At 62.2% G+C, this 22,589-nt stretch carries 25 protein-coding genes; 13 read left to right on the top strand and 12 right to left on the bottom strand.

Features of this window, described 5'->3' with window-relative positions; genetic code table 11:
- Positions 1 to 210: 210 nt before the first annotated feature.
- Positions 211 to 909 (top strand): hypothetical protein, encoded by a 699-nt coding sequence (locus GLL_RS11230; protein WP_011142166.1) that lies wholly within the window; start codon positions 211 to 213, stop codon positions 907 to 909.
- On the opposite strand, the gene GLL_RS11225 is transcribed toward GLL_RS11230, so the two are convergent.
- Genes GLL_RS11225 through GLL_RS11210 form a run of 4 tightly spaced genes read right to left on the bottom strand, consistent with a single transcriptional unit; the run spans position 906 to position 4,718 of the window.
- A complete protein-coding gene (locus tag GLL_RS11225; RefSeq protein ID WP_011142165.1) occupies positions 906 to 1,790 on the bottom strand; it encodes an ABC transporter permease in 885 nt (294 codons plus the stop codon). The two genes, GLL_RS11230 and GLL_RS11225, sit on opposite strands and share 4 nt — an antisense overlap.
- 36 nt (positions 1,791 to 1,826) lie before the next feature.
- The gene (locus GLL_RS11220; RefSeq protein ID WP_011142164.1) at positions 1,827 to 2,834 is read right to left on the bottom strand and encodes an ABC transporter ATP-binding protein; all 1,008 of its coding nucleotides are present in this window, start codon (positions 2,832 to 2,834) and stop codon (positions 1,827 to 1,829) included.
- Between the two features lie 19 nt (positions 2,835 to 2,853).
- Positions 2,854 to 3,771, bottom strand: coding sequence for a heme o synthase (locus tag GLL_RS11215; protein ID WP_011142163.1), 918 nt, complete (start codon positions 3,769 to 3,771; stop codon positions 2,854 to 2,856).
- A gap of 11 nt (positions 3,772 to 3,782) precedes the next feature.
- On the bottom strand, positions 3,783 to 4,718 hold the full coding sequence (locus GLL_RS11210) for a COX15/CtaA family protein (protein WP_011142162.1): 936 nt from the start codon (positions 4,716 to 4,718) through the stop codon (positions 3,783 to 3,785).
- Between the two features lie 461 nt (positions 4,719 to 5,179).
- Between GLL_RS11210 and coxB the strand changes: the two genes are divergently transcribed.
- The 5 genes from coxB (at position 5,180) to GLL_RS11185 (ending at position 9,177) form a co-directional block, all read left to right on the top strand.
- Positions 5,180 to 6,046: a cytochrome c oxidase subunit II gene (coxB, locus tag GLL_RS11205; protein WP_164928955.1), complete on the top strand. Its 867-nt coding sequence runs from the start codon at positions 5,180 to 5,182 to the stop codon at positions 6,044 to 6,046.
- Positions 6,047 to 6,049: 3 nt separating this feature from the next.
- Entirely contained in the window at positions 6,050 to 7,732 is a 1,683-nt protein-coding gene (gene ctaD, locus GLL_RS11200; protein ID WP_011142160.1) for a cytochrome c oxidase subunit I, read from the top strand.
- A gap of 17 nt (positions 7,733 to 7,749) precedes the next feature.
- Positions 7,750 to 8,376: a cytochrome c oxidase subunit 3 gene (locus tag GLL_RS11195; protein ID WP_011142159.1), complete on the top strand. Its 627-nt coding sequence runs from the start codon at positions 7,750 to 7,752 to the stop codon at positions 8,374 to 8,376.
- Positions 8,377 to 8,500: 124 nt separating this feature from the next.
- The gene (locus tag GLL_RS11190) at positions 8,501 to 8,827 is read left to right on the top strand and encodes a DUF433 domain-containing protein (RefSeq protein WP_011142158.1); all 327 of its coding nucleotides are present in this window, start codon (positions 8,501 to 8,503) and stop codon (positions 8,825 to 8,827) included.
- A gap of 2 nt (positions 8,828 to 8,829) precedes the next feature.
- Entirely contained in the window at positions 8,830 to 9,177 is a 348-nt protein-coding gene (locus GLL_RS11185) for a DUF5615 family PIN-like protein (RefSeq protein WP_011142157.1), read from the top strand.
- A 65-nt stretch (positions 9,178 to 9,242) separates the two neighbouring features.
- Here the strand turns inward: GLL_RS11185 and GLL_RS11180 are convergent, their stop codons facing one another.
- The 5 genes from GLL_RS11180 to GLL_RS11160 form a co-directional block, all read right to left on the bottom strand.
- Positions 9,243 to 10,310, bottom strand: coding sequence for a RuBisCO accumulation factor 1 (locus tag GLL_RS11180; protein WP_011142156.1), 1,068 nt, complete (start codon positions 10,308 to 10,310; stop codon positions 9,243 to 9,245).
- A gap of 81 nt (positions 10,311 to 10,391) precedes the next feature.
- Positions 10,392 to 10,712 carry a ribulose bisphosphate carboxylase small subunit gene (locus GLL_RS11175; RefSeq protein WP_011142155.1) on the bottom strand — a complete coding sequence of 107 codons (321 nt, stop codon included), beginning with the start codon at positions 10,710 to 10,712 and terminating at the stop codon, positions 10,392 to 10,394.
- Positions 10,713 to 10,734: 22 nt separating this feature from the next.
- The gene (rcbX, locus tag GLL_RS11170) at positions 10,735 to 11,112 is read right to left on the bottom strand and encodes a RuBisCO chaperone RbcX (RefSeq protein WP_011142154.1); all 378 of its coding nucleotides are present in this window, start codon (positions 11,110 to 11,112) and stop codon (positions 10,735 to 10,737) included.
- Between the two features lie 29 nt (positions 11,113 to 11,141).
- A complete protein-coding gene (locus GLL_RS11165) occupies positions 11,142 to 12,566 on the bottom strand; it encodes a form I ribulose bisphosphate carboxylase large subunit (RefSeq protein ID WP_011142153.1) in 1,425 nt (474 codons plus the stop codon).
- Positions 12,567 to 12,953: 387 nt separating this feature from the next.
- Complete coding sequence (locus GLL_RS11160) at positions 12,954 to 13,592, bottom strand: peroxiredoxin (protein ID WP_011142152.1); 639 nt, start codon at positions 13,590 to 13,592, stop codon at positions 12,954 to 12,956.
- A gap of 111 nt (positions 13,593 to 13,703) precedes the next feature.
- Between GLL_RS11160 and GLL_RS11155 the strand changes: the two genes are divergently transcribed.
- Entirely contained in the window at positions 13,704 to 14,444 is a 741-nt protein-coding gene (locus GLL_RS11155; protein ID WP_011142151.1) for an SDR family NAD(P)-dependent oxidoreductase, read from the top strand.
- Between the two features lie 6 nt (positions 14,445 to 14,450).
- On the opposite strand, the gene GLL_RS11150 is transcribed toward GLL_RS11155, so the two are convergent.
- Positions 14,451 to 15,332 (bottom strand): polyphosphate kinase 2 family protein, encoded by an 882-nt coding sequence (locus tag GLL_RS11150; RefSeq protein WP_164928954.1) that lies wholly within the window; start codon positions 15,330 to 15,332, stop codon positions 14,451 to 14,453.
- A gap of 65 nt (positions 15,333 to 15,397) precedes the next feature.
- Here GLL_RS11150 and GLL_RS11145 point away from each other — a divergent pair, with 65 nt between their 5' ends.
- Together GLL_RS11145 and GLL_RS11140 are read left to right on the top strand one after the other, a co-directional pair.
- Positions 15,398 to 16,324 (top strand): TIGR02587 family membrane protein, encoded by a 927-nt coding sequence (locus tag GLL_RS11145; RefSeq protein ID WP_011142149.1) that lies wholly within the window; start codon positions 15,398 to 15,400, stop codon positions 16,322 to 16,324.
- On the top strand, positions 16,321 to 16,707 hold the full coding sequence (locus GLL_RS11140) for a TIGR02588 family protein (RefSeq protein ID WP_011142148.1): 387 nt from the start codon (positions 16,321 to 16,323) through the stop codon (positions 16,705 to 16,707). The genes GLL_RS11145 and GLL_RS11140 overlap by 4 nt, the downstream gene beginning before the upstream one ends.
- A gap of 57 nt (positions 16,708 to 16,764) precedes the next feature.
- On the opposite strand, the gene GLL_RS11135 is transcribed toward GLL_RS11140, so the two are convergent.
- Entirely contained in the window at positions 16,765 to 17,268 is a 504-nt protein-coding gene (locus GLL_RS11135; RefSeq protein WP_011142147.1) for a fasciclin domain-containing protein, read from the bottom strand.
- A 161-nt stretch (positions 17,269 to 17,429) separates the two neighbouring features.
- On the opposite strand from GLL_RS11135, the gene GLL_RS11130 reads away from it, so the two are divergent.
- Positions 17,430 to 18,818, top strand: coding sequence for a malic enzyme-like NAD(P)-binding protein (locus GLL_RS11130; protein ID WP_011142146.1), 1,389 nt, complete (start codon positions 17,430 to 17,432; stop codon positions 18,816 to 18,818).
- 62 nt (positions 18,819 to 18,880) lie between these two features.
- On the top strand, positions 18,881 to 19,579 hold the full coding sequence (locus tag GLL_RS11125) for a hypothetical protein (RefSeq protein ID WP_011142145.1): 699 nt from the start codon (positions 18,881 to 18,883) through the stop codon (positions 19,577 to 19,579).
- On the opposite strand, the gene GLL_RS11120 is transcribed toward GLL_RS11125, so the two are convergent.
- Positions 19,580 to 20,131 carry a hypothetical protein gene (locus GLL_RS11120; protein WP_164928953.1) on the bottom strand — a complete coding sequence of 184 codons (552 nt, stop codon included), beginning with the start codon at positions 20,129 to 20,131 and terminating at the stop codon, positions 19,580 to 19,582.
- 187 nt (positions 20,132 to 20,318) lie between these two features.
- Here GLL_RS11120 and GLL_RS11115 point away from each other — a divergent pair, with 187 nt between their 5' ends.
- Together GLL_RS11115 and fabD are read left to right on the top strand one after the other, a co-directional pair.
- Complete coding sequence (locus GLL_RS11115) at positions 20,319 to 21,638, top strand: esterase-like activity of phytase family protein (RefSeq protein ID WP_407919994.1); 1,320 nt, start codon at positions 20,319 to 20,321, stop codon at positions 21,636 to 21,638.
- A 63-nt stretch (positions 21,639 to 21,701) separates the two neighbouring features.
- Complete coding sequence (fabD, locus tag GLL_RS11110) at positions 21,702 to 22,589, top strand: ACP S-malonyltransferase (RefSeq protein ID WP_011142142.1); 888 nt, start codon at positions 21,702 to 21,704, stop codon at positions 22,587 to 22,589.

Here is a 22,589-nt window from a genome sequence, read left to right as displayed (position 1 = left end):
TGGAGCAGGTTTGCATCGGAACCTGGATGCGACAAGCGCCTCCCTAATATAGGGGAGACCTACAGTAAATTATGCAATGCAAGGCTCCGTTGTGTCCGCGCATTGCCCCGTCGGCAACAACACTTATAGCGGTAGCCAGACTGATTGGGACACAGCCTCAATAGGAGGTGGCCGTGGCAGATTGGGCTTTCTAAGGCCAGAGTCACTACAATGATCGCTCAGGCCCGCCCCACCGGCGGTACAACCGTTCCGGGAGAGCAACCATTGGAAACCGTCGCTACCGCCGAAGCATTCGCGAGCGTCGCCGCGGTGGAAGAGCAGTTCCGCCTACGCAGAAACGTTGTCGCCGACTTCTTCCCGGAATGGACCCGTTCGCTGCCGGAACTGACCGACGGCGAACGGCGGACCCTCGACAGCCTCAAAGAAACCTACCTCTACCAGTCCGATGGTTATATGCTGACCGAAAGTACGGTCAATTTGCTGTTAATTTCTCCGCTGTTGCAGTTGGCCGGATTTTTCTATCCACCCTTTAAGCTTCGTTCGGAGCTGACGGTGGCAATCACCGTCGAGGAGGAGCAGCGGATTTATCGCGGACGCATCGATACACTCGTGATCCGCAATCGTTTCTGGCTGTTGCTAGTCGAATCCAAGCAAACGCGCTTCAACTTTCAAGCAGCCGTTCCCCAGGCACTTGCCTATATGATGGGTGCCCCCGAATCACAGCGGGCGGTATACGGACTGGTCACCAATGGCGACGGTTTTCGATTTCTAAAACTGGTTAGAACTCCTGAGTCACAGTACAACCTTTCTGAAGATTTTTCGCTGTTTTCCTATGGGCGCAACGAGCTGTACGACGTGCTGCGCATCCTCAAGCGCATCGGCGGTCTAATCGGCGACGACAGGGTTTAACCGAGTTTCCGCTTGAGCATGCCGCCCACCAGCGCGATGGCAACCACATCGAAGACCAACAGCACCAGCACGCAGCCCGTCAGGCTCAGCGAACCCCAGGGGGCCAGCAAAACCGGATCGGCCAACGACCAGTTGCTGTGCAAAAACAGATGCCGGATGGGTTCGATGGCGTAGGTGAGCGGGTTGGCGCTTGCCACTAACTGCAGCCATAGGGGCATGAAGGACATCGGTGCCAGGGCGGTGCTGGCGAAGATCATCGGCAGGTTGATGACGAAGATGGCCGCCAGCATCTCGATGTGGCCGGGCAGCACGAAAGCCAGCCCCAGGCTCAATGCAGCGATGCCGAAGACCAACAGCGTTACGACCAGGGCGACGATGAGCGCCCCTTCGAGGCCGCCTGCGAACTGGGCACCCATCAGAAAGCTCACCGCGCCGATGGCCGCCGCCTGTACCAGCGTCGTGCTCACGATAAACAGCGCCGAAGCGAAGATGATCGAGGTGCGCGAGACCAGGGGGGCGACCAGCAGGCGGTTGAGAAAGCCGAATTCGCGGTCGAATATTAAGGGCACCCCGGCGTTGAGGGCGCCGCCAAAGGCGGCAAAGACGATGATCCCCGCCGCCAGAAACTGGATGTAGCCTCCCTCGATGCCGAAGGTGCCCCGGGGGGCCTGGGCAAACAGGGCACTGAACAGCATCAGCCACAGAAGCGACTGGATGATGCTGCCCACAAAAGCCGAGGGTCGCCGCCCCAACTGGATAAACAGCCGCCGCGCCAGGGCCATTGTCTCCTGGCGAAACTGGGCGAAAGAACCCGTCCTGGCGCGCTGCGGTTGACGCAGCGGGAGCGAAGCGGAATTATCCGGAATGAACGAATTACCCATAGAAGCGACCGTCGAAAAGAGCCGTCAAGGGGACTCTCACTTGCGTTTTTTCTTGCCGGGGCTGCCGGCAGCCAGGTCGGCGTCCTGGAGCGTTTGGCCGGTGGCGGCGAGGAAAACGTCGTCGAGGCTCGGACGCGCGAGGGCAACCCCGAAGAGCGGCAACCCCGAGCGGGTGAGTTCCTCGCGCAGGGTGGGCACCGTCGAGAGCGGATCGGCGGCGGCCACCACCAGGTAGAGGGCGTTGCCCTGGGCCTCGTTAATGATAACTTCCTTTACAAACGGGAGCGCACCCAGGAGCGCCGCCGCCTCGCGAGCCTCCGCAGCCGGAGAAAATTCGCGGATGCGCAGGGTGACCCGCTCGCCTCCCACCCGCTGCTTCAGTTCCTCGGGGGTACCCTCGGCGATGAGCCGGCCGCGATCGATGATCGCCACACGGGCCGCGAGCATGTCGATCTCTTCGAGGTAATGGCTGATGAGCAGGACCGTCACCCCCCGGCGGCGCAACTCGCGCAGGAAATTCCAGACCGCAAGGCGGCTCTGGATGTCGAGTCCCACGGTGGGCTCGTCGAGGACGAGCACTTTCGGGTTGTGCAGCAACCCGGCGGCCAAGTCCAGCCGCTTCATCAAACCGCCGGAGTAAGTCTTGATCCGCTCGTCGGCCCGCTCGCTCAGATCCAACAGTTCGAGCATTTGAGCAATCTGCTCACGGGCCGCCGCCGGGCTTAGATGATAAAGATCGGCCTGCAGTTGCAACAACTCACGGCCGGTGAGGATCTTGTCGAGGGCGATTTCCTGGGCGACATAGCCCAACAGTTGGCGCACAGCGCGTGGATCGTCCGCCACCGAAATCCCCGCCACCTCAAGCCGACCCCGATCGGGGCGCTCCAGGGTACACAGGCAGCGCAGCGTCGTGGTCTTGCCCGCGCCGTTCGGACCCAACAGGCCGTAGATCTGACCGGGAGCCACCGTCAGCGACAAACCGTCCACGGCCTTGGTGGAGCCGTAGGACTTGTGCAAATCTTCGATTCCGATTGCCGCTTCCACCGTGAGTCTCCGGACCCTCTCAGGCAAACAGGAAGATGCTGTCGATACCCATCGCCACAAAGAGCAACATCAGATAAAAAATCGAGCGCTTAAACAGGGAACGAGATTCCTTGCGGTCGTTGGGAGCTTTCAAAAGCCTGAAGGCCCCCTCGATCAGCCAGAGGCCCAAAGCACCGGCCGCAAGCAGGTATATCCAGCCCATTGTACCCAGCGGGTAGAGTACGAGCGTGACCGGTACCAGGACCAGGGTGTAAATAAAGATCTGCCGCGCGGTCGCCTCGTCCCCCGCCACCACCGGCAGCATCGGCACGCCCGCCTTGCGGTAGTCCTCGCGGATCATCATGGCGAGGGCCCAGAAGTGGGGCGGCGTCCACATAAAGATAATGCCAAACAGCACCCAGGCCGACCAACCAAGGTCGCCGGTGACCGCAGCCCAGCCCACCAGCGGCGGAATGGCCCCCGCCGCGCCGCCGATGACGATGTTCTGGGTGGTGGTGCGCTTCAGCCACAGAGTATAGATAACTACGTAGAAGCCGATGCCCGAGATGGCCAGCAAGGCGGCGAACAGGTTGGCAAAGGCTGCCAGCACGGCGAAGGAGGCCACCCCCAGGGCTGTAGCAAAGAGGGCCGCCTGCCACGGCAGGATGCGCCCGGCCGGGATGGCCCGGCGGCGGGTGCGCTCCATGAGCAGGTCGATGTCGCGGTCGATCAGACAGTTGAAGGCGTTGGCGGAACTCGCGGCCAGGGTACCCCCCAGCAGGGTGACCAGAAGCAACAGCGGCTCGACGTGGCCTTTGCCTGCGATCCACATCGCACCGGCGGTCGTGATAAGCAGCAGCACCTGGATGCGCGGCTTGGTGAGCTGGTAGTAGTCGTTGAGGGCGGCACTCAGGCGCGGTACGCTGCGCTCGGCGCGGGAAAGAAGCGTTTCTTGCACGGGGTGTTGTCCTATGGGTGCAGGCGGTCGATAAAGCGGTGGGGCGCGGCCAGGGCGAGCGCAGCGAGGACGACCAGGCTGCCGAATAGAGCGGCGCCGACCGCCAAATGCGCCACCGTGAGGGCCGGTACGCTCAATTGCAACAGGAAAGTGCCGACTCCCAGGCCAATCTGAAGGGCGAGCAGGCCCAAAAGCACCAGGGCCATCGGCTTGAGAGGCTTCCAGCTGAACCAGGCGGCCACCAGGGTGGCGACGGTGGCCGGCAGCACCCCCCAGAGGTGATTGTTCATGACCTCGCACAGCGCGGAACCCGCCAGGCACTGGTGGAATGCCCACTGCGAGGCGACCAGCCCTCCGAGAATGATCTGGCCGTAGCAGACCAGGGCGGCGGCGGCGGCGATCCAGCCCAGGGCGGCCGGCGGTCGGGCGAAGACCCGGTTCGGGGTCAGTAGGGCCGTGCCTGCCAGCAGCACGCCGAAGTAGAGCATCGCCGTGCCCAGATGGGCAGTCACGATATCAAAGCGCAGGTACTCGGTGACCGTGAACGCCCCGAGCGCTCCTTGCACCAGCACCAACACCAGGGCGGCGGTGGCCAGACCCGGCAGCCAGCCGGGCAGTACCCGGCGGCGCCGCCAGGTGAGGACGCACAGCACCACGGTCAGCAGCCCCACCGCCTGGGCCACCTGGCGGTGGAACCACTCCAGAAAAATAAATGGGTCCAGATGGGGCAGTACCTCGCCGTAGCACAGCGGCCAGTCCGGGCACGACAATCCTGCCCCCATCACCCGGGTGAGGCTACCCACGGCCATCAGGCCAAACGTCAGGCCAATCAGGGTGTACAGAAGCCGCTGTACCCAGACTCGGGTGCGGGTGAGCTGGGTTTGGGGAGCGGAATCTTGGATCACCATCCGCTGCGGCAGCGAAAGCTTGAATCGAAATTGAGCCATTTAATCGCGAAGCCCCTGCTTGTCGAACGCAGTGGATGCGTCTATCTCAACTTCCACAGTAATCAGCTGCCCCGGCCCGGCGCAGGAGCTTTAGCCATTTTTTTAGAATCTTTTTTGCGAAGCGTTCTCCTATTGCAAGCCCGGCACGAGAAAGGTCCTGCGCGTTTGTTGAAATATGTAAAGTTTTTCTGAGCGAATGCTCCATCTCTGCGGCCGCCGGCACAGGGCAGTCAGGAGTCGGGGAGTTGCCGGGTGCGGGGGATCGCAGTCTCGCCTCGCTTTGCAGAAGTTGAACGACATCGTGAAGAAAAGCCAAAAGGCCTTCGATTCCCAGAAGGTGGCAGATAGCCTTGTGATGGCGCAGTCGAAGGTACTGCCGATGTTTAAGGGATGATGCGACTGTGAGAATTCCAAGAATCACCCCCAATACAAGCCTTCTTGTTGTCAGCACTGTACTGATTGTGATTGCGAGCGTCTGGGCGGGGCAGACGGTGGGCTGGCTGATGCCGGTGGAAGCTTCTAAAGAAGCCGGGCAAATCGATGGTCTTTTCCGCTTTATGCTGATTATCGCCACCGGAATCTTTCTGGGCGTCCAGGGTGTGCTGCTGTACTCGGCCTTCGTCTTCAAGCGGGCCAAAGACGACATGGGCGACGGTCCCAATATGCACGGCAACCTGCGCCTGGAGATCCTCTGGACGGCGATTCCGACGGCGCTGGTGCTGTATCTGTCGATCTACAGCTTCGAGGTCTTTCAGCTGATGGGTGCCAGTTCGCCGATGGGCGGCGGCGCCCACCACGAAGACTCGGGGCTGCCGATTCGCTTTCAGGCGACCAACCCGGACCCGGCCGCCCCGCCGCCGCTGATCATCGCTGTTGAGGCGGTGCAGTATGCCTGGATCTTTAGCTACCCCGGCAGCGAGACACAAGTCTCCGAGTTGCACTTGCCCATCGGCCGGCCGGTCCGGATGGACATGAAGTCCAACGACGTCATTCACGCCTTCTGGGTCCCCGAATTTCGCCTCAAGCAGGATGTGATTCCCGGACGCACGACCCAGGTGAGCTTCACCCCGACCAAAGCCGGTAAGTACCAGCTGCGCTGCGCGGAGTTGTGCGGCGCCTACCACGGCGGCATGGTCGTCGATGTGATTGTCGAAGACAAAAAGGACGTCGATGCGTGGCTCAAAAGCCAGGCGTCGCTGGGGACGAGCACCCGGGTGGCGCAACTGGCCGATCCGGCCGCCGCCTACGGGGCGACGAGCGGCACGACCGTGCTGCAATCCGAACAAACCCGCGCCCTCGTCGGGCACCTGCGCGCACAAGGACAGTAAGCAATGGTTGAAACCACCCAACAACGTGTCGAGCAACGGCAGCCGGAGCCTCTGGGCGATTGGCGCCGCTACTTCAGCTTCTGTGTCGATCACAAGGTGATCGGCATCCAGTATCTGGTGACGACCTTTTTCTTCTACCTGCTGGGCGGCGCCCTGGCGATGGTCATCCGCGCCGAGCTGATGACCCCTGGGGCCGAACTGGATCGTTCGCTTTACAACGGCGTGTTCACCATCCACGCGACGATCATGATCTTTCTTTGGATCATTCCGACCCTGGCGGGCTTCGGCAACTTCCTGGTGCCTTTGATGATTGGCGCCCGGGACATGGCCTTTCCGCGGCTCAACGCCCTCAGCTTCTGGATGATTCCGCCCGGGGGGCTGCTTTTGCTTTCGAGCTTTTTTGTGCAAAGCGGTGCAGCCGGTGCCGGTTGGACCTCCTATCCGCCCCTCAGCACCCAGCAGGTGCAGGTGGGCGACTTGCTGGTGACCAACTTCGGTCAGGTCATCTGGATTGCAAGCGTCGTCTTTTTGGGCACCTCCTCAATCCTGGCAGCCCTCAACTTCATCGTCACGATCGTGGCGATGCGCACCGAGGGGATGGAGCTGTTTCGGATGCCGCTGTTTTGCTGGGCGACGCTCACCGCCTCGTGCATCACGCTGCTGGGCACACCGGTCCTGGCCGGAGCGGTGATTTTGCTCGCCTTCGACCTGCTCCTTGGAACCGTCTTTTTCAACCCGACCGGCGGCGGCGACCCGGTGGTCTACCAGCACATGTTCTGGTTCTACTCCCACCCGGCGGTCTACATCATGGTCCTGCCGGCGATGGGAATCATCTCCGAGGTGCTGCCGGTCTTCTCGCGCAAACCGATCTTCGGCTACAAGGCGATCGCCATTTCGAGCATGGGCATCGCCGTGCTGGGCTTTCTGGTCTGGGCGCACCACATGTTCACCTCCGGCACCCCCGACTGGCTGCGCATGTTCTTCATGGTCACTTCGTTTTTGATCGCGGTACCCACCGGCATCAAGGTCTTCAGCTGGCTGGGCACGATCTGGGGCGGCAAGCTGGAACTGTCCTCGGCGATGCTCTTTGCCATGGGCTTCGTCTCGATGTTCGTCGTGGGCGGCCTGTCGGGCATCATGCTCGCCTCGGTGCCGGTGGATATCCACGTCCACGACACCTACTTCGTGGTCGCCCACCTGCACTACGTGCTCTTCGGCGGCAGCGTCTTCGCCATCTACGCGGGGCTTTACTACTGGTTTCCGAAGATGACCGGGCGGCTGCTCAACGAGACCTGGGGCAAGATCCACTTCGCCCTCACCTTCATCGGCTTCAACCTGTGCTTCTTGCCGATGCACCAGTTGGGACTGCAGGGAATGCCCCGGCGCGTCGCCGAGTACGCCGAGCAGTTCCAGAGCCTCAACGTGCTGGTGAGTATCGGCGGCTTCCTGCTGGGTATCTCGACGTTGCCCTTTTTGTTCAATGCCATCTACAGCTGGCTGTGGGGACCGAAGGCTCCGGCCAATCCCTGGCGGGCATTGACCCTGGAATGGACCACCGCCTCGCCGCCGCCGGTCGAGAACTTCGAGTACCTGCCGGTGGTCACCGCCGGCCCTTACGAGTACGGCACGGTCGGCTCCAGCCCCGAGGGCAACACCCCGACCGCCATCTCCCAACCCAAGTCCTGACACTCCGGATAGACACGATGCAATCACCGATCAGTTCCAACGACGCGGCGATGTCCCAGGCAATCGGCCATAGCGACGGCCACGGCCACGGCCACGGCGAGCACCCCGACCTGCGCATGCTCGGTTTCACCCTGTTTTTGATCTCGGAGGGGATGCTCTTCGTGGGTCTGTTCGTGGCCTACCTCACCTACCGGGCCGCCGCCCCGGCCTGGCCCCCGGCGGGCACCCCCGAATTGGAGAAGATTCTGCCTGCCATCTTCACAGTCATCCTGGTAGCCAGTTCTGGGGTGATCATGCTCGCCGAGCGCGCCCTCAAGCATGGCGACATGGGGCAGTTTCGGCTTTTCTGGCTGCTCACCACGGCGATGGGCACCGTCTTCGTGGCGGGCCAGGCCTACGAATGGATGCACCTCGAATTCGGCCTCAAAGACGGTCTGTTCGGCGGGACATTCTACGTGCTCACCGGCTTCCACGGCATGCACGTGATCATCGGTCTATTGTTGCAGGCGGTGGTCTTCTTCCGTTCGTTCAAGACCAACCACTACACGCCCGCCAGCCACTTCGGCGTCGGCGCCAGTTCGCTGTACTGGCACTTCGTGGATGTGGTCTGGATATTCTTGTTCGCGCTGCTGTACATCATTTAGGTGGCGTTTGTCGTCATTGCCGGGTCGGGCTATTAGCCCGACCCGGTTTTTCGTGCTGATGTGAGCCGATCGACCCAACGTTCGACTTTAATTGGAAGCAGTAAGTCGTGCGAAGGAGTGGTCTATGACCTCCGAGGAGATGGCTTATTTGCTCTCTGCCCTTACCCCGGCGCAGAAAGCCCAAGCCGTTCAAACGCTCACCCTCGGTTTGACAAGTACCGGTCTGGGTGTTGAGCAAACTCCCGAGGTGATGGGAGGAGACGCCTGTATTGGGCGCACACGTATCCCTGTGTGGCTGCTCGAGAGCTTTCGTCGTCAGGGGGTGAGCGACGCTGAGCTGCTCACGAATTACCCGTCCCTTACCGCGGCCGATCTTGTCAACGCCTGGGCCTATGCCGAGGCCTATCCCGATCAAATCGAGCGCGCCTTGCGCGAACACGAAGCTGCCTGAAGGTGGCTCGCTTCTTCACCGATGAACAATTTCCTTTTCAGGCGACATTCCATCTGCGCTCCCTCGGACACGACGTGCTCACAGTTCAAGAAGCAGGGATGGCCAATCAAAAGGTGCCAGATACGGAAGTGCTCGCCTTTGCGATTACAACCGGCCGAATCCTTTTGACCTTGAATCGTCGCGATTTTATCCAGCTGCACAGTCAACACCCGGATCATTCTGGAATGGTCGTGTGCACGGACGACAGAAACTGGGAAAATCTGGCCACTCGAATTGATGAAGCTGTTTCTGCTGTGGCTAATACCGAAGGGGTGTTGATCCGGGTCAATCGACCTGCACGAGAAAAATGAAATGCGTGTACCAGCGCCGCATGAGCAGATTGCCTGATATTTGAGCGAAGCCGCGGTTTTTTGTACTACTCGTCCAGCTGCCACGGATCTTTGGTAAATTCTTCATCCAGGATGCGCTTGGGTCTGAGCACGACGATCACTTGTCCGAACAGCGGCACCTCGGGGGCCTCGCCGAACCAGGCCAACCGTAACTGGCCCGGTTCGCCCGTCACCAAAAAGTAGCTGTCGTCGCGCCACGCGCGCGCTTCACGGTCGACCACCACCAGCACCGGCTCCGTGGTGTCGCCCCCGGGCAGTTGGTCGGTGGTGGTGGCGATCGCGATCGGTGCCTCGGCGCTGCGGATAATCTGATAGCCGGGCATAGCTACCCAGCCGCCTTCGCCCGTCACCGCGCGAAAGGGTCCAACCTCTTCAGGCCAGGGCAGGGCTTTGAAATCGGCTTCCCCCAGGGGCAACCCACTCGCCAGCGGCAAGATGCGCGGCATCTCCTCGCTGTTGTCGAGCCGGTAAAAGGGCAAACGGGGAGCAGGCGGAACTTTGGGAGCAGTAAAGTCGATCAGTAGTTTTTCGATTTGAACGCGGGCGGTTTCGCTGTGGGCGAAGGCAAGGCCCTTGGCGATCAGTTGCGTGCGCTCGCGCAGGTCGGTGGTCTGGCGGGCGAGTTGCCAGCAGCGGCAGGCCACCGCATCGCCGGGGTGGCGGGTAAACCCCTCGGGCAAGGGGCCGGTGTGGGCAAGGTCTTTGATCGCCTTGGCCACCTCCCGCGCTCCATCCGGGTCGAGCTTGCGCGCCAGGGCCAGTTCCGCCGCCGCCTGGCGCTCCTGGCGGCCCAGCACCCGCAACTCGTAAAGCACATTGCTGCCTTCGCGGCGAAAGTGGGAAAGCACTTCCTCGGGTGTCCCGACGCTCTGCAGGCCCGCCCAGACCTGGGCACCCACGACAAAGAGGTTCTGGCGGCTCGGCTCGAAGCCGGTGGCTTCGAAGATGCTTTGCGGATCTTGGTTGGCCGCGTGCAGTTGCTGGAGGATCTGCCCCCACTCCACCCAGTCGCCTTCCTTGCGCCGCAGTTGTTCAAGGGCTGCGGCAATGTCGATTGCGGTAGCGGTCGGTTCGGACTTGGAAAATTCACTCATTACCAATACACGGTAGCGGACAAAATAGCAGCCCGCCGCGACCGGTGTGGGTGGCGGCGGGCGCAGGCATCGGGCTCGGACCTAGGGCTTGTAGACGATGAAGCTCATCGTCTGGCACTGGCGGATATTGTCGAAGCCGATCACCCGGATAAAGCAGCCGGGGTAGGACGAGCGGCAGGCGTTCACTTCGCTGAGCACTTCCTGGGGAGAGCGTACCGAAAACAGCGGCAGTTTCCACATCGTCCAGTAGACCATCGTGGGCTCGCTGGTCTCGTTGAATTCGACGCAGGGGATATAGCCTTTGTCGAGCATGTACTGGATTTGCTTGGCTATCTCCGCGTCGGTGAGCGGCGGCAGATAGGACATCGTCTCGTAGAACTTCTTCTTGGGCAGCGTTTGCATGGGATGGGACTCCGTAAATGGGTCAATCGTTGGGTGTTTCCGCCTCGGATTCGGCGGGAGACTCCAGCTGCAAGGTGCGCTCGATGTACTGGCGGCGGTGATCCATGTTCGACTGCTGCACGCCGGTTCTGACCAGTTCGGGCAGAAAGTCGGCCACCTGCTCGGCGAGGTGCTCGCGCACGGTCATCACCCGCATGGCCAGAGCCGGATCGACAGCGACCAGTTCGCGCAGGTAGGCTTCGCCGTCCTGCAGCGTCTTGGCTGTGGAGAACTGGTTGAACCAGATGGCCCGCTGGGGGTCGGTCTCGCGCAACTGGTCGAGAACCACCCGGACGGCCTGGTAGGTGAGGTAGCTTACCAGCACTTTTGCCGTGGCCTTGGTGATCGCCTTGAGATCCATAGGACGCGTCCGGGTGTCGCAGGGGCGCCCTAGAGTTTGTCGACCGCCTCGTACTCGAACTTGATTTCCTTCCACAGCTCGCAGGCCGCCGCCAACTCGGGGCTCCAGCGCGCCGCTTCGCGGATGATGTCGCCCGCTTCGCGCATCAGGTCACGGCCTTCGTTGCGGGCCTTGACGCAGGCTTCGAGGGCGACGCGGTTGGCCGTGGCCCCCGGCGCGTTGCCCCAGGGGTGACCCAGGGTGCCGCCGCCGAACTGCAGCACGGCGTCGTCGCCGAAGATGTCGAGCAAGGCCGGCATGTGCCAGACGTGGATGCCGCCCGAGGCGACCGCCATCACCCCCGGCATCGAGGCCCAGTCCTGGGTGAAGTAGATGCCGCGCGAAAGATCGCGCTCGACGTGCTCCTCGCGCAGCAAATCGACAAAGCCCATCGTCGAGGCGCGCTCACCTTCGAGCTTGCCCACCACCGTGCCGGTGTGAATGTGGTCGCCGCCCGACAGGCGCAGGCACTTGGCGAGCACCCGGAAGTGGATGCCGTGGTTCTTCTGGCGGTCGATGACGGCGTGCATCGCCCGGTGGATGTGCAGCAGAATGCCGTTGCGGCGGCACCACTTGGCCAGGGTCGTGTTGGCGGTGAACCCCCCGGTCAGATAGTCGTGCATGATGATGGGCGTCTTGAGTTCCTTGGCGAACTCGGCGCGCTCCATCATCTCCTCACAGGTGCCGGCGGTGCAGTTGAGGTAGTGGCCCTTGATTTCACCGGTCTCCGCCTGGGACTTGACGATGGCGTCCTGCACGAACAAGAAGCGGTCGCGCCAGCGCATGAAGGGCTGCGAATTGATGTTTTCGTCGTCTTTGGTAAAGTCCAGACCGCCGCGCAGGCACTCGTAGACGGCGCGGCCGTAGTTCTTGGCAGAAAGGCCCAATTTGGGCTTGATCGTGCAGCCCAAGAGCGGACGGCCGTACTTGTTGATTTTGTCGCGCTCGACGACGATGCCGTGGGGCGGCCCCTGGTAAGTCTTCACCAGGGCGATGGGAAAGCGGATGTCCTCCAGGCGCAAAGCGCGCAGCGCCTTGAAGCCGAAGACGTTGCCCACCAGCGAGGTAAGCACGTTGGTGACCGAACCTTCTTCGAACAGGTCGAGCGGGTAGGCGATATAGCAGATCCACTGGTTATCTTCGCCCGGCACCGGCTCGATATCGTAGCAGCGGCCCTTGTAGCGGTCCAGTTCGGTGAGGCCGTCGGTCCAGACCGTCGTCCAGGTACCGGTGGAAGATTCGGCGGCCACGGCGGCGCCCGCTTCCTCGATCGGTACCCCCGGCTGCGGGGTGACGCGGAACGCCGCCAGGACATCGGTGTCCTTGGGCGTGTAGTCCGGGGTGTAGTAGGTCAGGCGATAGTCCTTGACCCCTGCTTGATAACCCGCTTTGGCTTGCGTCTTCGTATAGGACACGTGGACCTCCTGCAATGCAAAAGATGCGCAAAACCGCTGCAGATCCCGCGACCTGCATGAACTGCGCGTGAATGCCAGCTTTCAGTACTGGATGAACCCGGCGCGCGGACGGGACTTCTCTCGGGCGGTCTGTCGAACGATGCTCCAAACCGCCTTCAAGCGCCCAGTTGGTCCATGCTCCGCGCCGGTTGGCTATCCCTGTTGCCGACACCACAAAGCTTATCACCGTTTATTGGTAAGTGGATTCTATGATTTGTTATTCATTTGATTATCTTTTGTTATATTTTCCTTGCGTTTGGCGCTCTGATTACTCAGCCTCGTCGTTGCAATCTAAAACAATGGGGCAGACGGATGCCGTCTGCCCCATCGCCTGCAGGTCACGGGGGTCTACTTATTCGGCTGCGGGGTCATGCGCAGGTAGGGCTTGACGACGGTGTAGCCCTTGGGGAACTTCTCCTTGAGCACTGCTTCGTCTTTGAGCGACGGAACGATCACACAGTCCTCGCCGTCCTGCCAGTTGGCCGGGGTGGCCACCGAGTAGTTGTCGGTCAGTTGCAGCGAGTCGATCACCCGCAGCAGTTCGTCGAAGTTGCGGCCGGTGCTTGCCGGATAGGTGAGCGTCAGGCGCAGTTTCTGGTTGGGATCGATCACGAACACCGAGCGCACCGTCAGGGTGTCGTTGGCGCTGGGGTGGATCATGTCGTAGAGGTCGCTCACCTTGCGATCGGCGTCGGCGAGCACCGGAAAATTCAAGGCCGCCCCCTGGGTCTCCTCGATGTCCTGAGCCCAGCCTTTGTGGGAATCGACATCGTCGACGCTCAGGGCAATCACCTTGACGTTGCGTTTGGCGAATTCGGGCTTGAGCTTGGCTACCTCACCGAGTTCGGTGGTGCACACGGGCGTGAAATCTTTTGGATGAGAAAAAAGGACCACCCAACTGTCCCCTGCCCAATCGTAGAACTGGATCGGGCCTTCGGTGGACTCCTGGGTGAAGTCCGGTACCTTGTCACCTAATCGAAGGGCCATGTCTGCGCTTCCTCTTATGATGCATGCAATGACGGCCTACACTGTAGCATAAAACACCGGTACTCCCGGCGGGATACGACTATATCGCTGCACTATTTACAGGAGAGCGTCATGGGGGTCAAACGGGTGGCGGTGGTGACGGGGGCGTCGGCGGGCATCGGTGCAGCGACCGCCCGGGTGTTGGCGGGCGAGGGTTTTTCGGTCTACGGCGGTGCCCGGCGCGTCGAGCGGCTGGAAGCTTTGGCGCGGGAGGCGGGCTGTATTCCCCTGGCCCTCGATGTCACCGACCCGGCGAGTGTCGATGCCTTCGCCGCCCACCTGCCCGATCGGGTGCATGTGCTGGTCAACAACGCCGGGGGGGCGCTGGGGCTCGACCGCATCGTCGAGATGGACGAGCAGCGGTGGCTTGCGATGTACCAGACAAATGTGCTCGGGCTGGTGCGGGTGAGCAAAGCGCTTTTCGGCCGCCTTGAAGCCTCCGGTTCCGCCCATGTGGTCAATATCGGCAGCATCGCGGGCCTGGAAACTTACGTGGGAGGCGGCGGTTACACCGCCGTCAAGCACGCCGTGCGCGCCATCAACGACACGATGCGCCTGGAGTGGGTGGGTAAACCGATTCGGGTGAGCGAGATCGATCCGGGGCTGGTGGAGACCGAATTTAGCCTGGTGCGCTTCGCGGGGGACGCCGAGCGGGCCGGGGCGGTTTACGTCGGCATGCAGCCCTTGACGGCGGCGGATATCGCCGAGGCGGTGCGCTGGGTGGTGAGCCTGCCGCCCCACGTCAATATCGATCAGATCGTCATCAAACCGCTCGCCCAGGCGCGCGCCGCGCTCGTCCACCGGCAAAGCTGAAGCAGATCAGACCTCGTTTTCGAGCACTTCGCGCACTTTCGCCAGTTCGAGCTTGCGCGCTTCGCTCACACTCGGGTAGTGCAAATCCAGTTCGGCCAGCTTTGAATAGATGGTGCCCGCCACCGCCAGGCGCGTAAACCATTTGCGATCGGCCGGAATGATGTGCCAGGGCGCCCACTCGGTGCTGGTGTGGTTGAAGAGGTCTTCGTAGGCTTGCATGTAGTCGTCCCAGTACTTGCGCTCGTTGGCGTCGGCCAGGGAGAATTTCCAGTTTTTTTCGGGGCGGTCGATGCGCTCTAGAAAGCGTTTTTTCTGTTCGTCTTTGGAGACGTACAAGAAGAACTTCAGCACGACGATGCCGTTGTGGACCAGGTATTTCTCGAAGGTGTTGATCTCTTCGAAGCGGCGCTTCCAGATGCGCTTGTCCTTCATGGCGGCGGGCAACTGCTGGGCCTGCAACAGCTCGGGGTGGACCCGCACCACCAATGTCTCTTCGTAGTAGGAACGGTTAAATATGCCGATGCGCCCCCGCTCCGGCAGGGCCTTGAACGAGCGCCACAGATAGTCGTGATCCAGTTCCTCAGAGGAGGGCGCTTTGAAGCTGAACACCTGGCAGCCCTGGGGATTGAGACCGGACATGACGTGCTTGATGACGCCGTCTTTGCCGGCGGCGTCCATCGCCTGCAACACGATGAGCAGCGCGTAGGTGTTCTGGGCGTAGAGCATGTCCTGAAATTTGGCCAGCCGTTCGATGCCCTCGCGCAGTTGCTCCTGGGCGTCTTCTTTGGTCAGGTAGTCGGCGTGGTAGTCGGGGTCGTAATCTTTGGCGAGGGAAATCTTTTTGCCCGGGGGCACGATAAATGGGGCAACAAACGATTGCAGGCTCATGGGCGTGTCCTTTGAAGACAGGAATTGTATCAGGCCCATTGCTCGGGGTCTTTCTTCCGGCAGAGATGGGCGCGCTCGTTGTTCTCTACTTTAGAGGGGCGCTCCACGAGTTGACGGCAGTATTGGACAACCTTCAGGCGTGGAAACGGGAACTCGGCGACGTTATCCGTGGAACGTGCGGCGGTTTTTTGTTCGGCATCCCGCTGCTTTACACTATGGAAGTCTGGTGGATCGGCGCCTGGATCGGCCCGCCCCGTCTGTTGGTGGCCTTGGCGCTCACCTTTGTCGTGGTCTTCCTGCTCAATCGCACCGCCGGCTTTCGCTCCACCAGGGACGTGCGCGTCGAGGACGCCCTGCGCGACAGCATCGAAGCGATGGCCCTGGGAGCAATCTGCACCCTGCTGATGCTGGTGCTCCTGCGCGAGATCACCCCGCAGACGGCCCTGGGAGAAGCCCTGGGCAAAGTCGTCTTCGAGAGTGTCCCGTTTACGATTGGCATCGCACTGGCCAATTTGCTGCTGCGCACCGACAGCGACGAGAGTGCCAGTCAAGCTCCCAACCAGGATAATCAGTCCCCCGGTACCCAGGACGCCCTGAACGGCACCCTCACCGATCTCGGTTTTACGGCCATCGGCGCGGTGTTCATCGCCTTCAACATCGCCCCGACCGACGAGATCTCGATGCTGGCCGCCGCCACCTCGCCACCCTGGCTGTTGCTGATCGTCCTGGCTTCGCTTTTGATTTCCTATGGAATCGTCTTCGAGGCCGACTTTGCCGATCAAAAAAAGCGCGCCCGTCAGCAGGGTTTATTCCAGCAGCCCCTCAGCGAGACGGTATTTTCTTATCTGGTTTCGCTGGCGATCGCTGCTGCAATGTTGTGGTTCTTTGACCGACTGGTCTTCGACGACCCGTGGCAGGTGTGGCTGAGCCACACGCTGCTTCTGGGGCTACCCGCCACGATCGGCGGCGCCGCCGGAAGGCTGGTGGTGTGAATGCACCGAAGCGTACCCTGGCCGAGCAGGTCAGCTTCGGACTGTGCGTTGCCATCCTCGCCGGGCTGGTGGGATTGGTCATCTATGACTGGATTGCCTCGGACGGCAAAGCGGCGGTCCTCGTGGCGGCCCCCGCCGGGGCGGTGCGCTCCGCCGCCGGACAGTTTTACGTGCCCTTCGCAGTCGAAAATCAAGGCGGCCAGACGGCGGAAGCGGTGCGCGTAGAGGCCGAACTGCGCTCGGCGGAAGGCAGCCGTGAAGTTGCCGAGCAAGAAATCGACTTTTTGGCCGGCGGCGAAACAGAAACCGGCGTCTTCATCTTCGAGCGCGACCCCAGAGCGGGGCAACTTCGCCTGCGCGTCTCGGGCTACAAAGTGCCTTGATATCCGGCAAAAAGGGCGCGGTTGCCCGCGCCCCAGAGCGATTGAAAGTCCGGAAGCTTAGTTGCTGCCCTTCATGGCGCCGCCTTCCGGGGGCAGCAGCACCGAGTCGATGACGTGGATGACGCCGTTGTCGGCGGTGATGTCGGCCTTGGTCACATAGGCTTCGTTCACTTCGACTTTGCCGCCTTCGATTTGCACCTTCACCGGGGCGCCCTCGACGGTTTTCACCGAGCCGGGCTTGAGGGCGGAGGAGAGCACCTTGCCTGAGACGACGTGGTAGGTGAGGATCTTCGTCAGCTTGGCTTTGTCTTTAAGCAGGGCATCGAGCGTGCCGGGCGGCAGCTTCTTGAAGGCTTCGTCGGTGGGTGCGAAGACCGTGAAGGGACCTTTGGTCTTCAAGGTCTTGTCAAGACCGGTGGCCTGCAGGGCAGTCACCAACGTCTTAAAATCGCCGGCTTTGACAGCCGTGTCGACGATATCGCCGGCAAAGGCGGCGGGGGCGAAGGCGCCGAGCAGCACGGGCAGGCCCAGTGCGACACTGAGCAAGGATTTACGAAGCATTCGATACCTTTTTGGCAACGATACGTTAAATATTATGACGTGGATTAGATTTTTTGTTCCCAGCTCGGGGAGATCTTTCAATTGCTTGACGGCTATTGTCGGATGGAGCAGGGGTGGAATTCGGCACAGGCTATACTTGGACGTCTCGTTTTGCGCCGCCCATGACTCGGATCACGCCCAATTCCAGCTTCAGCCTGACCCTGCGCCTGCACCTGCCCAACCAGCCGGGGATGCTCGCCAAGGCAACCGCCGCCATCGGCGAGGCGGGCGGCAACATCGGCGACATCGAGCTGATTGAGCAGGAGCGCGCCTACACCGTGCGCGATCTCATCGTCGATGCCACCAGCGAGGAGCATGCCCACGCAATCGCCGAGCGGGTAAGCGCCATTCCCGAATTGAAGCTGCTGCAGGTGGACGACCGGACGTTTCAGATCCACCAGGGCGGCAAGATCCAGATCGTCAGCAAAATTCCGCTCAGGACGCGCTCGGATCTGGCGATGGCCTACACCCCCGGCGTCGGGCGCATTTGCATGGCGATTGCCCGCAATCCGGAGCGGGTCTATGAACTGACCATCAAGCGCAACACCGTGGCGGTCCTCACCGACGGCTCAGCGGTACTGGGGCTGGGCGACATCGGCCCGGCCGGGGCGTTGCCGGTCATGGAGGGCAAGGCGCTGTTGTTCAAAGAATTCGCCAATATCGACGCCTTTCCGGTCTGCCTGAGCACCCAGAATGTCGATGAGATTGTCGAGACCGCCGTGCGCATAAGCACTGTCTTCGGCGGCATCAACCTCGAAGACATCAGCGCCCCGCGCTGCTTCGAAGTCGAGCGCCTGCTGCAGGAGCGCCTCGACATTCCGGTCTTTCACGACGATCAGCACGGTACCGCCATCGTCGTGCTCGCCGCCCTCGAAAACGCCCTCAAGCTGGTGGACAAGTCCCTCGCATCGGTGCGGATCGTCATCAATGGGGCGGGGGCGGCGGGGATCGCCATTCACCAGTTGCTCACCGCCGCCGGGGCGCGGGCGATCGTGATGTGCGATTCCCACGGCATCGTGAGCGCCGGGCGCGCCGACTTGAACGCCGAGAAGCGTGCGGTCGCCGTCGAGCAGACCGGCGCCCTGGCCGATGCCATGGCGGGGGCGGATGTGTTTTTGGGGGTGAGCAAAGGGGGGGTGCTCAGCCGCGCGATGGTGCAGAGCATGGCGACCGACCCGGTGGTCTTCGCCATGGCCAACCCGGTGCCCGAAATCTTGCCTGAAGAAGCCGAAGGGGTGGTGGCGGTGATGGCCACCGGCCGCAGCGACTATCCCAACCAGATCAACAACGTGCTCGCTTTTCCGGGGATCTTCCGGGGTGCCCTCGACTGCCGCGCGCGCCGGGTGAATCTGGAGATGAAGATGGCCGCCGCGCGGGCGATCGCCGCCCTGGTGAGCCCCGACGAAATTGCGCCCGAATCGATTATCCCGAGCGTGTTCGACCGGCGCGTGGTTGTGGCGGTTTCGGCCGCCGTGCAGCAGGCTGCCCGCGCCACGGGCGTCGCCCGCTAAAGTCGCTTTGCAAGAGGACAAGTCCGGGCTAATCTTGTGCACGCATTGCCAGGAGAGCCCAGATGTTCAAAATCCTTCCCCCCGCCCTCGCTTGCGCAGCGATCCTGAGCTGCGCCATCGAGACCCGCACGGTGCTGGCCCAACCGACCGCCACCGAGGAGGCCGTCGCCACCAGAAACGGCCCCTTCAGCCAGATGTTCACGGTTGGCCCCGCCTACTTAGTCAAAGACAAGGACTTCAACCCGAGCCAGCCGAAACTGCGGTTTTCGAGCCTCTGGGTGGACATTCCCACCCAGAACGTCCTCGAAGTCGCCGTGCGCTACTGCGTCGAAGAGCGCGACATCGCCAACGAACAGGCGACCCTCACCGAGATGATCCTGCTCGACAACAACCAGCCGCTGGCGCGCATCACCCAGGTGTTAGCCGCCAAGCGCGCCCGCCAAGTGGAGGTGAGCCCGCCCAGGTACATTCCGCCTGCCGTCGTCGGTCCGGTGGGCTTTGGACCTTACGGCGGCTTCTGGGGAGGCTACATCGCCGATCCGGGCACGTACTTTCCGGAAGTCGACTGCAGCACCGGCAGCACCCGCTTCGATCTCACCCCGGTGAAAACGGCGATCGCCCAGCTGCCCAACCGCACACTGCAGGTGCAACTGCTCTACAACACCGGCAGCGTCCAGAACTGGCAGTTGGGCGGCAGCACGGTGCAGGCGCTCAAGCAACTGCCCGATCTTGCCAAGCTTGTGTCCGGTTCTGGCGGGTAATTATTTAGATGCCGGTTTATCCGCCGCCGGGCGCACATCGGCACTGCGGGAACTGACGCCCGCGGTGAGCATCAACTGTCCCCCCACCTGCCCGAGCACGTAAGTGTCGCGACCGTTGATGATCCAGCGTCGGCCATCTTTGAGTGTGGCACCAACGATCGTGTCGTTGCTGACGATGGCTGCCTGTCCGTTGTCGATGATGTCGATTTTTTGTTCTTTGTCGAGATACTCCGAACTCTGGAGGCGCTCGAACGATTCGAGCAGGCGGGCGCGGATCTGCTCTTTGCCTATCACCCGCGTCGTCTGGGAGTAGCCGATGCCTTCGAGGGTCGATTCGAGCGTGGCAAAGGGGGCGACGTATCTGAGCACTTCGTCGACATTTTTGGCTTGGCCCGCCGCCTCCACTGCCTGCAGCACCTTGCGCACCGCCTCCGGGGTGACGGCGGTGCCGCTCTGGAAGGGGTTGGGAATCTGGGCGGTGGCGGGTTCGAGCGCGAAGGCACCCACTGCCGCGACGGCAAGCAAGATCTTTACCAAATGTTTGCTGGGCATGGCAGGCTCCTCCTCACTGGGCAGGCCGCGAACGCTGGCGATTATACCCCCTGCGGCCCGAACGGCGATGGACGGCCGCCCGATAACCGGCCGATAACCCCGGCTTAACGGCACGATACCGGGGGCGTTGTACAGTGAGCGGCGTTTTGTTTGGGTGCAAAGTGCAATGAAAAATACAACGATCGGCATGCTCCTCGCGGTCTGCGTTGCAGGAGCGTCCGCTGGTGCCGCCGGAGCGACCGAACTGGTGGGCCGGGCGGTGCTGCCTGCCGAGACCTACGCCTTCGGTCCCACCTCCGGCCAGTTCACCACCGGCGGCAACGGCATCGTCGCCCCGTATCTGTTTCGCCAGCCCGTCCAGGGCGTTTCCTCGGTGATCGCAGGTCCCGTGCCGGGCACCTATCGGGTGCTCTCCGACAACGGCTTTGGCGCCAAGAGCAACTCCGCCGATTACCTGCTGCGCTCCTACGGTCTGCGGCCCGACTTCAAGACCGCCACAGGCGGCAGCGGCCGGGTTTTTCCGGTGGACCTGGCCACGGGCGCGCTGCTGCCGGCCTTTGACTTTCCCACCTGGCTGCAGCTTCAAGATCCGGCTTTGAAGGCGGGCTTCGCGATCGTGGCGGAGCAGGCCACTTACTATCCCACCAGCACCATCCCCGTCGATCCGGGTATCAAGAACAACCGGCTGTTGACCGGGGCGGATTTCGACCTTGAATCTTTCCGCAAAGTCCCAGACGGCACCTTCTGGGTGGGTGAGGAGTTCGGGCCGTTCTTACTGCACTTTTCGGCCACCGGCGAACTACTCGATGCGCCGGTAGCCCTTCCCAACTTCGGGGGCTTGGGCACCAATCCGCTGGTCCAATCGCCTGACAATCCGCTATTGAACGGGGCTACCCCCAACCTGGGCGGCTCGCGCGGCTTCGAGGGCCTCGCCCTCAACGCGAGCGGCGACAAGCTCTACGCGCTCCTCGAAGGCCCCCTGACCGATGACCCCGACCGCAACCGCCTCATCATCAACGAGTTCGACCTGGCCACCAAAACCTACACCGGCAAAATTTTCTTCTACCGCATGGAGAACACCACCGAGTCGGGCCAGGCGATCGGCGAATTGACCGCCATCAACGACAGCGAGTTTCTGGTGATCGAGCGCGACGGCAAGCAGGGAGACCCCAACAACCCCGCCTTTACCGACCCCGCCCAGTTCAAGCGCATCTACAAGATCAACCTCCGCAAACTCGACAGCCAGGGCTTCGTCGAGAAGGAAGTGGTGGTGGACCTGCTGAACATCCCCGATCCCAACAACGTCGGGGGCAACGGCACTACCAACGGCGCGTTCACCTTTCCGTTTGTGACCATCGAGAGCGTGCTGCCCATCGCCCCGCGCCTGCTGTTGGTGGCCAACGACAACAACTTCCCCGGCAGCGTCGGCCGCACGCCGGGGGTAGCCGATGACAACGAGTTCATCCTGGTGCGCCTCGACAAGGCGCTGCGCCTCACCGCGCGCTAGCGTTAGACGCGGGGATCGCAAACAGGTTAGGATGATCCCTTGTGAATAAAACGAGGGATTGTTATGGCGACAGCCTGGATCTTTCCAGGGCAAGGTTCGCAGGTCGTTGGGATGGCCGATGCGCTGAGCGGCCATCCCGACACGGCCGCACTGTTTGAGCGGGCATCTGGGATCTTGGGCTGGTCGGTGGCGGCGGTGTGCGCCGGGCCGCAAGAGCGCCTCGACCGTACCCTCTACACCCAGCCTGCTCTATTTACCGTCTGTGTGGCCCTCGCCCAGCGCGCGCGCAAGCAGGGCGAACTTGGCGAGCCGGCGCTGGTGGCCGGCCATTCGCTGGGCGAGTACGCGGCGTTGTGGGCGGCGGCGGTCTTCGATTTTGAGACGGGTCTGGAACTGGTGGCCGAGCGCGCCCGGCTGATGGACGCCCAGCAGGCCGGGGCGATGAGCGCCATCGTCGGCTTCGATCGCGACAAACTCGAAAAGCTGTGCGCCGAGCGGCCCGGGGTGGTGATCGCCAATGACAACAACCCGATGCAGGTGGTCATCTCCGGCGAGCCGGAGCGCGTGGCGGAGGTTTCCGCGGCCATCCGGGCCAAACGGGTGATTCCGCTTGCGGTAAGCGGCGCCTTTCATTCGCCTTTGATGGCTCCGGCCGCCGCCGAATTTGCCGCCGTGCTTGCCAGGGCCGAGTTGCATCCCGCGCACATCCCGGTGCTGTTCAACGCCGATCCGACCCGGCCAGTGGCCGATGTCGCCTCGATGCGCGAGCTGCTGCGCCGGCAGATCGATCATCCGGTGCGCTGGCGCGAGACGATCTTGCGCATGGCCGATTCGGGGATCACCGAGCTGGTGGAAATCGGCCCCGGTGCGGTGCTCACGGGCCTTGCCAAGCGGACGGTGCCCGCCCTGGCGTTGCGCAACATCGAGCCTGCCGCCGCTCTGGCGGTGTAG

Source organism: Gloeobacter violaceus PCC 7421 (assembly GCF_000011385.1).
Taxonomy (GTDB): Bacteria; Cyanobacteriota; Cyanobacteriia; order Gloeobacterales; family Gloeobacteraceae; genus Gloeobacter; species Gloeobacter violaceus.
Note: the sequence above shows the minus strand (reverse complement) of the source record. Positions and strands in the feature narration are given on the sequence as shown.

What these genes read in the sequence shown, in the direction of transcription:
- GLL_RS11230 (WP_011142166.1), top strand. Translation starts at nt 211, where the DNA reads ATGATCGCTCAGGCCCGCCCCACCGGCGGTACAACCGTTCCGGGAGAG.
- GLL_RS11225 (WP_011142165.1), bottom strand. Translation starts at nt 1,790, where the DNA reads ATGGGTAATTCGTTCATTCCGGATAATTCCGCTTCGCTCCCGCTGCGT.
- GLL_RS11210 (WP_011142162.1), bottom strand. Translation starts at nt 4,718, where the DNA reads ATGGCTCAATTTCGATTCAAGCTTTCGCTGCCGCAGCGGATGGTGATC.
- ctaD (WP_011142160.1), top strand. Translation starts at nt 6,050, where the DNA reads ATGGTTGAAACCACCCAACAACGTGTCGAGCAACGGCAGCCGGAGCCT.
- GLL_RS11195 (WP_011142159.1), top strand. Translation starts at nt 7,750, where the DNA reads ATGCAATCACCGATCAGTTCCAACGACGCGGCGATGTCCCAGGCAATC.
- GLL_RS11190 (WP_011142158.1), top strand. Translation starts at nt 8,501, where the DNA reads ATGACCTCCGAGGAGATGGCTTATTTGCTCTCTGCCCTTACCCCGGCG.
- GLL_RS11180 (WP_011142156.1), bottom strand. Translation starts at nt 10,310, where the DNA reads ATGAGTGAATTTTCCAAGTCCGAACCGACCGCTACCGCAATCGACATT.
- GLL_RS11175 (WP_011142155.1), bottom strand. Translation starts at nt 10,712, where the DNA reads ATGCAAACGCTGCCCAAGAAGAAGTTCTACGAGACGATGTCCTATCTG.
- rcbX (WP_011142154.1), bottom strand. Translation starts at nt 11,112, where the DNA reads ATGGATCTCAAGGCGATCACCAAGGCCACGGCAAAAGTGCTGGTAAGC.
- GLL_RS11160 (WP_011142152.1), bottom strand. Translation starts at nt 13,592, where the DNA reads ATGGCCCTTCGATTAGGTGACAAGGTACCGGACTTCACCCAGGAGTCC.
- GLL_RS11155 (WP_011142151.1), top strand. Translation starts at nt 13,704, where the DNA reads ATGGGGGTCAAACGGGTGGCGGTGGTGACGGGGGCGTCGGCGGGCATC.
- GLL_RS11150 (WP_164928954.1), bottom strand. Translation starts at nt 15,332, where the DNA reads ATGAGCCTGCAATCGTTTGTTGCCCCATTTATCGTGCCCCCGGGCAAA.
- GLL_RS11145 (WP_011142149.1), top strand. Translation starts at nt 15,398, where the DNA reads ATGGGCGCGCTCGTTGTTCTCTACTTTAGAGGGGCGCTCCACGAGTTG.
- GLL_RS11135 (WP_011142147.1), bottom strand. Translation starts at nt 17,268, where the DNA reads ATGCTTCGTAAATCCTTGCTCAGTGTCGCACTGGGCCTGCCCGTGCTG.
- GLL_RS11130 (WP_011142146.1), top strand. Translation starts at nt 17,430, where the DNA reads ATGACTCGGATCACGCCCAATTCCAGCTTCAGCCTGACCCTGCGCCTG.
- GLL_RS11125 (WP_011142145.1), top strand. Translation starts at nt 18,881, where the DNA reads ATGTTCAAAATCCTTCCCCCCGCCCTCGCTTGCGCAGCGATCCTGAGC.
- GLL_RS11120 (WP_164928953.1), bottom strand. Translation starts at nt 20,131, where the DNA reads ATGCCCAGCAAACATTTGGTAAAGATCTTGCTTGCCGTCGCGGCAGTG.
- GLL_RS11115 (WP_407919994.1), top strand. Translation starts at nt 20,319, where the DNA reads ATGCTCCTCGCGGTCTGCGTTGCAGGAGCGTCCGCTGGTGCCGCCGGA.
- fabD (WP_011142142.1), top strand. Translation starts at nt 21,702, where the DNA reads ATGGCGACAGCCTGGATCTTTCCAGGGCAAGGTTCGCAGGTCGTTGGG.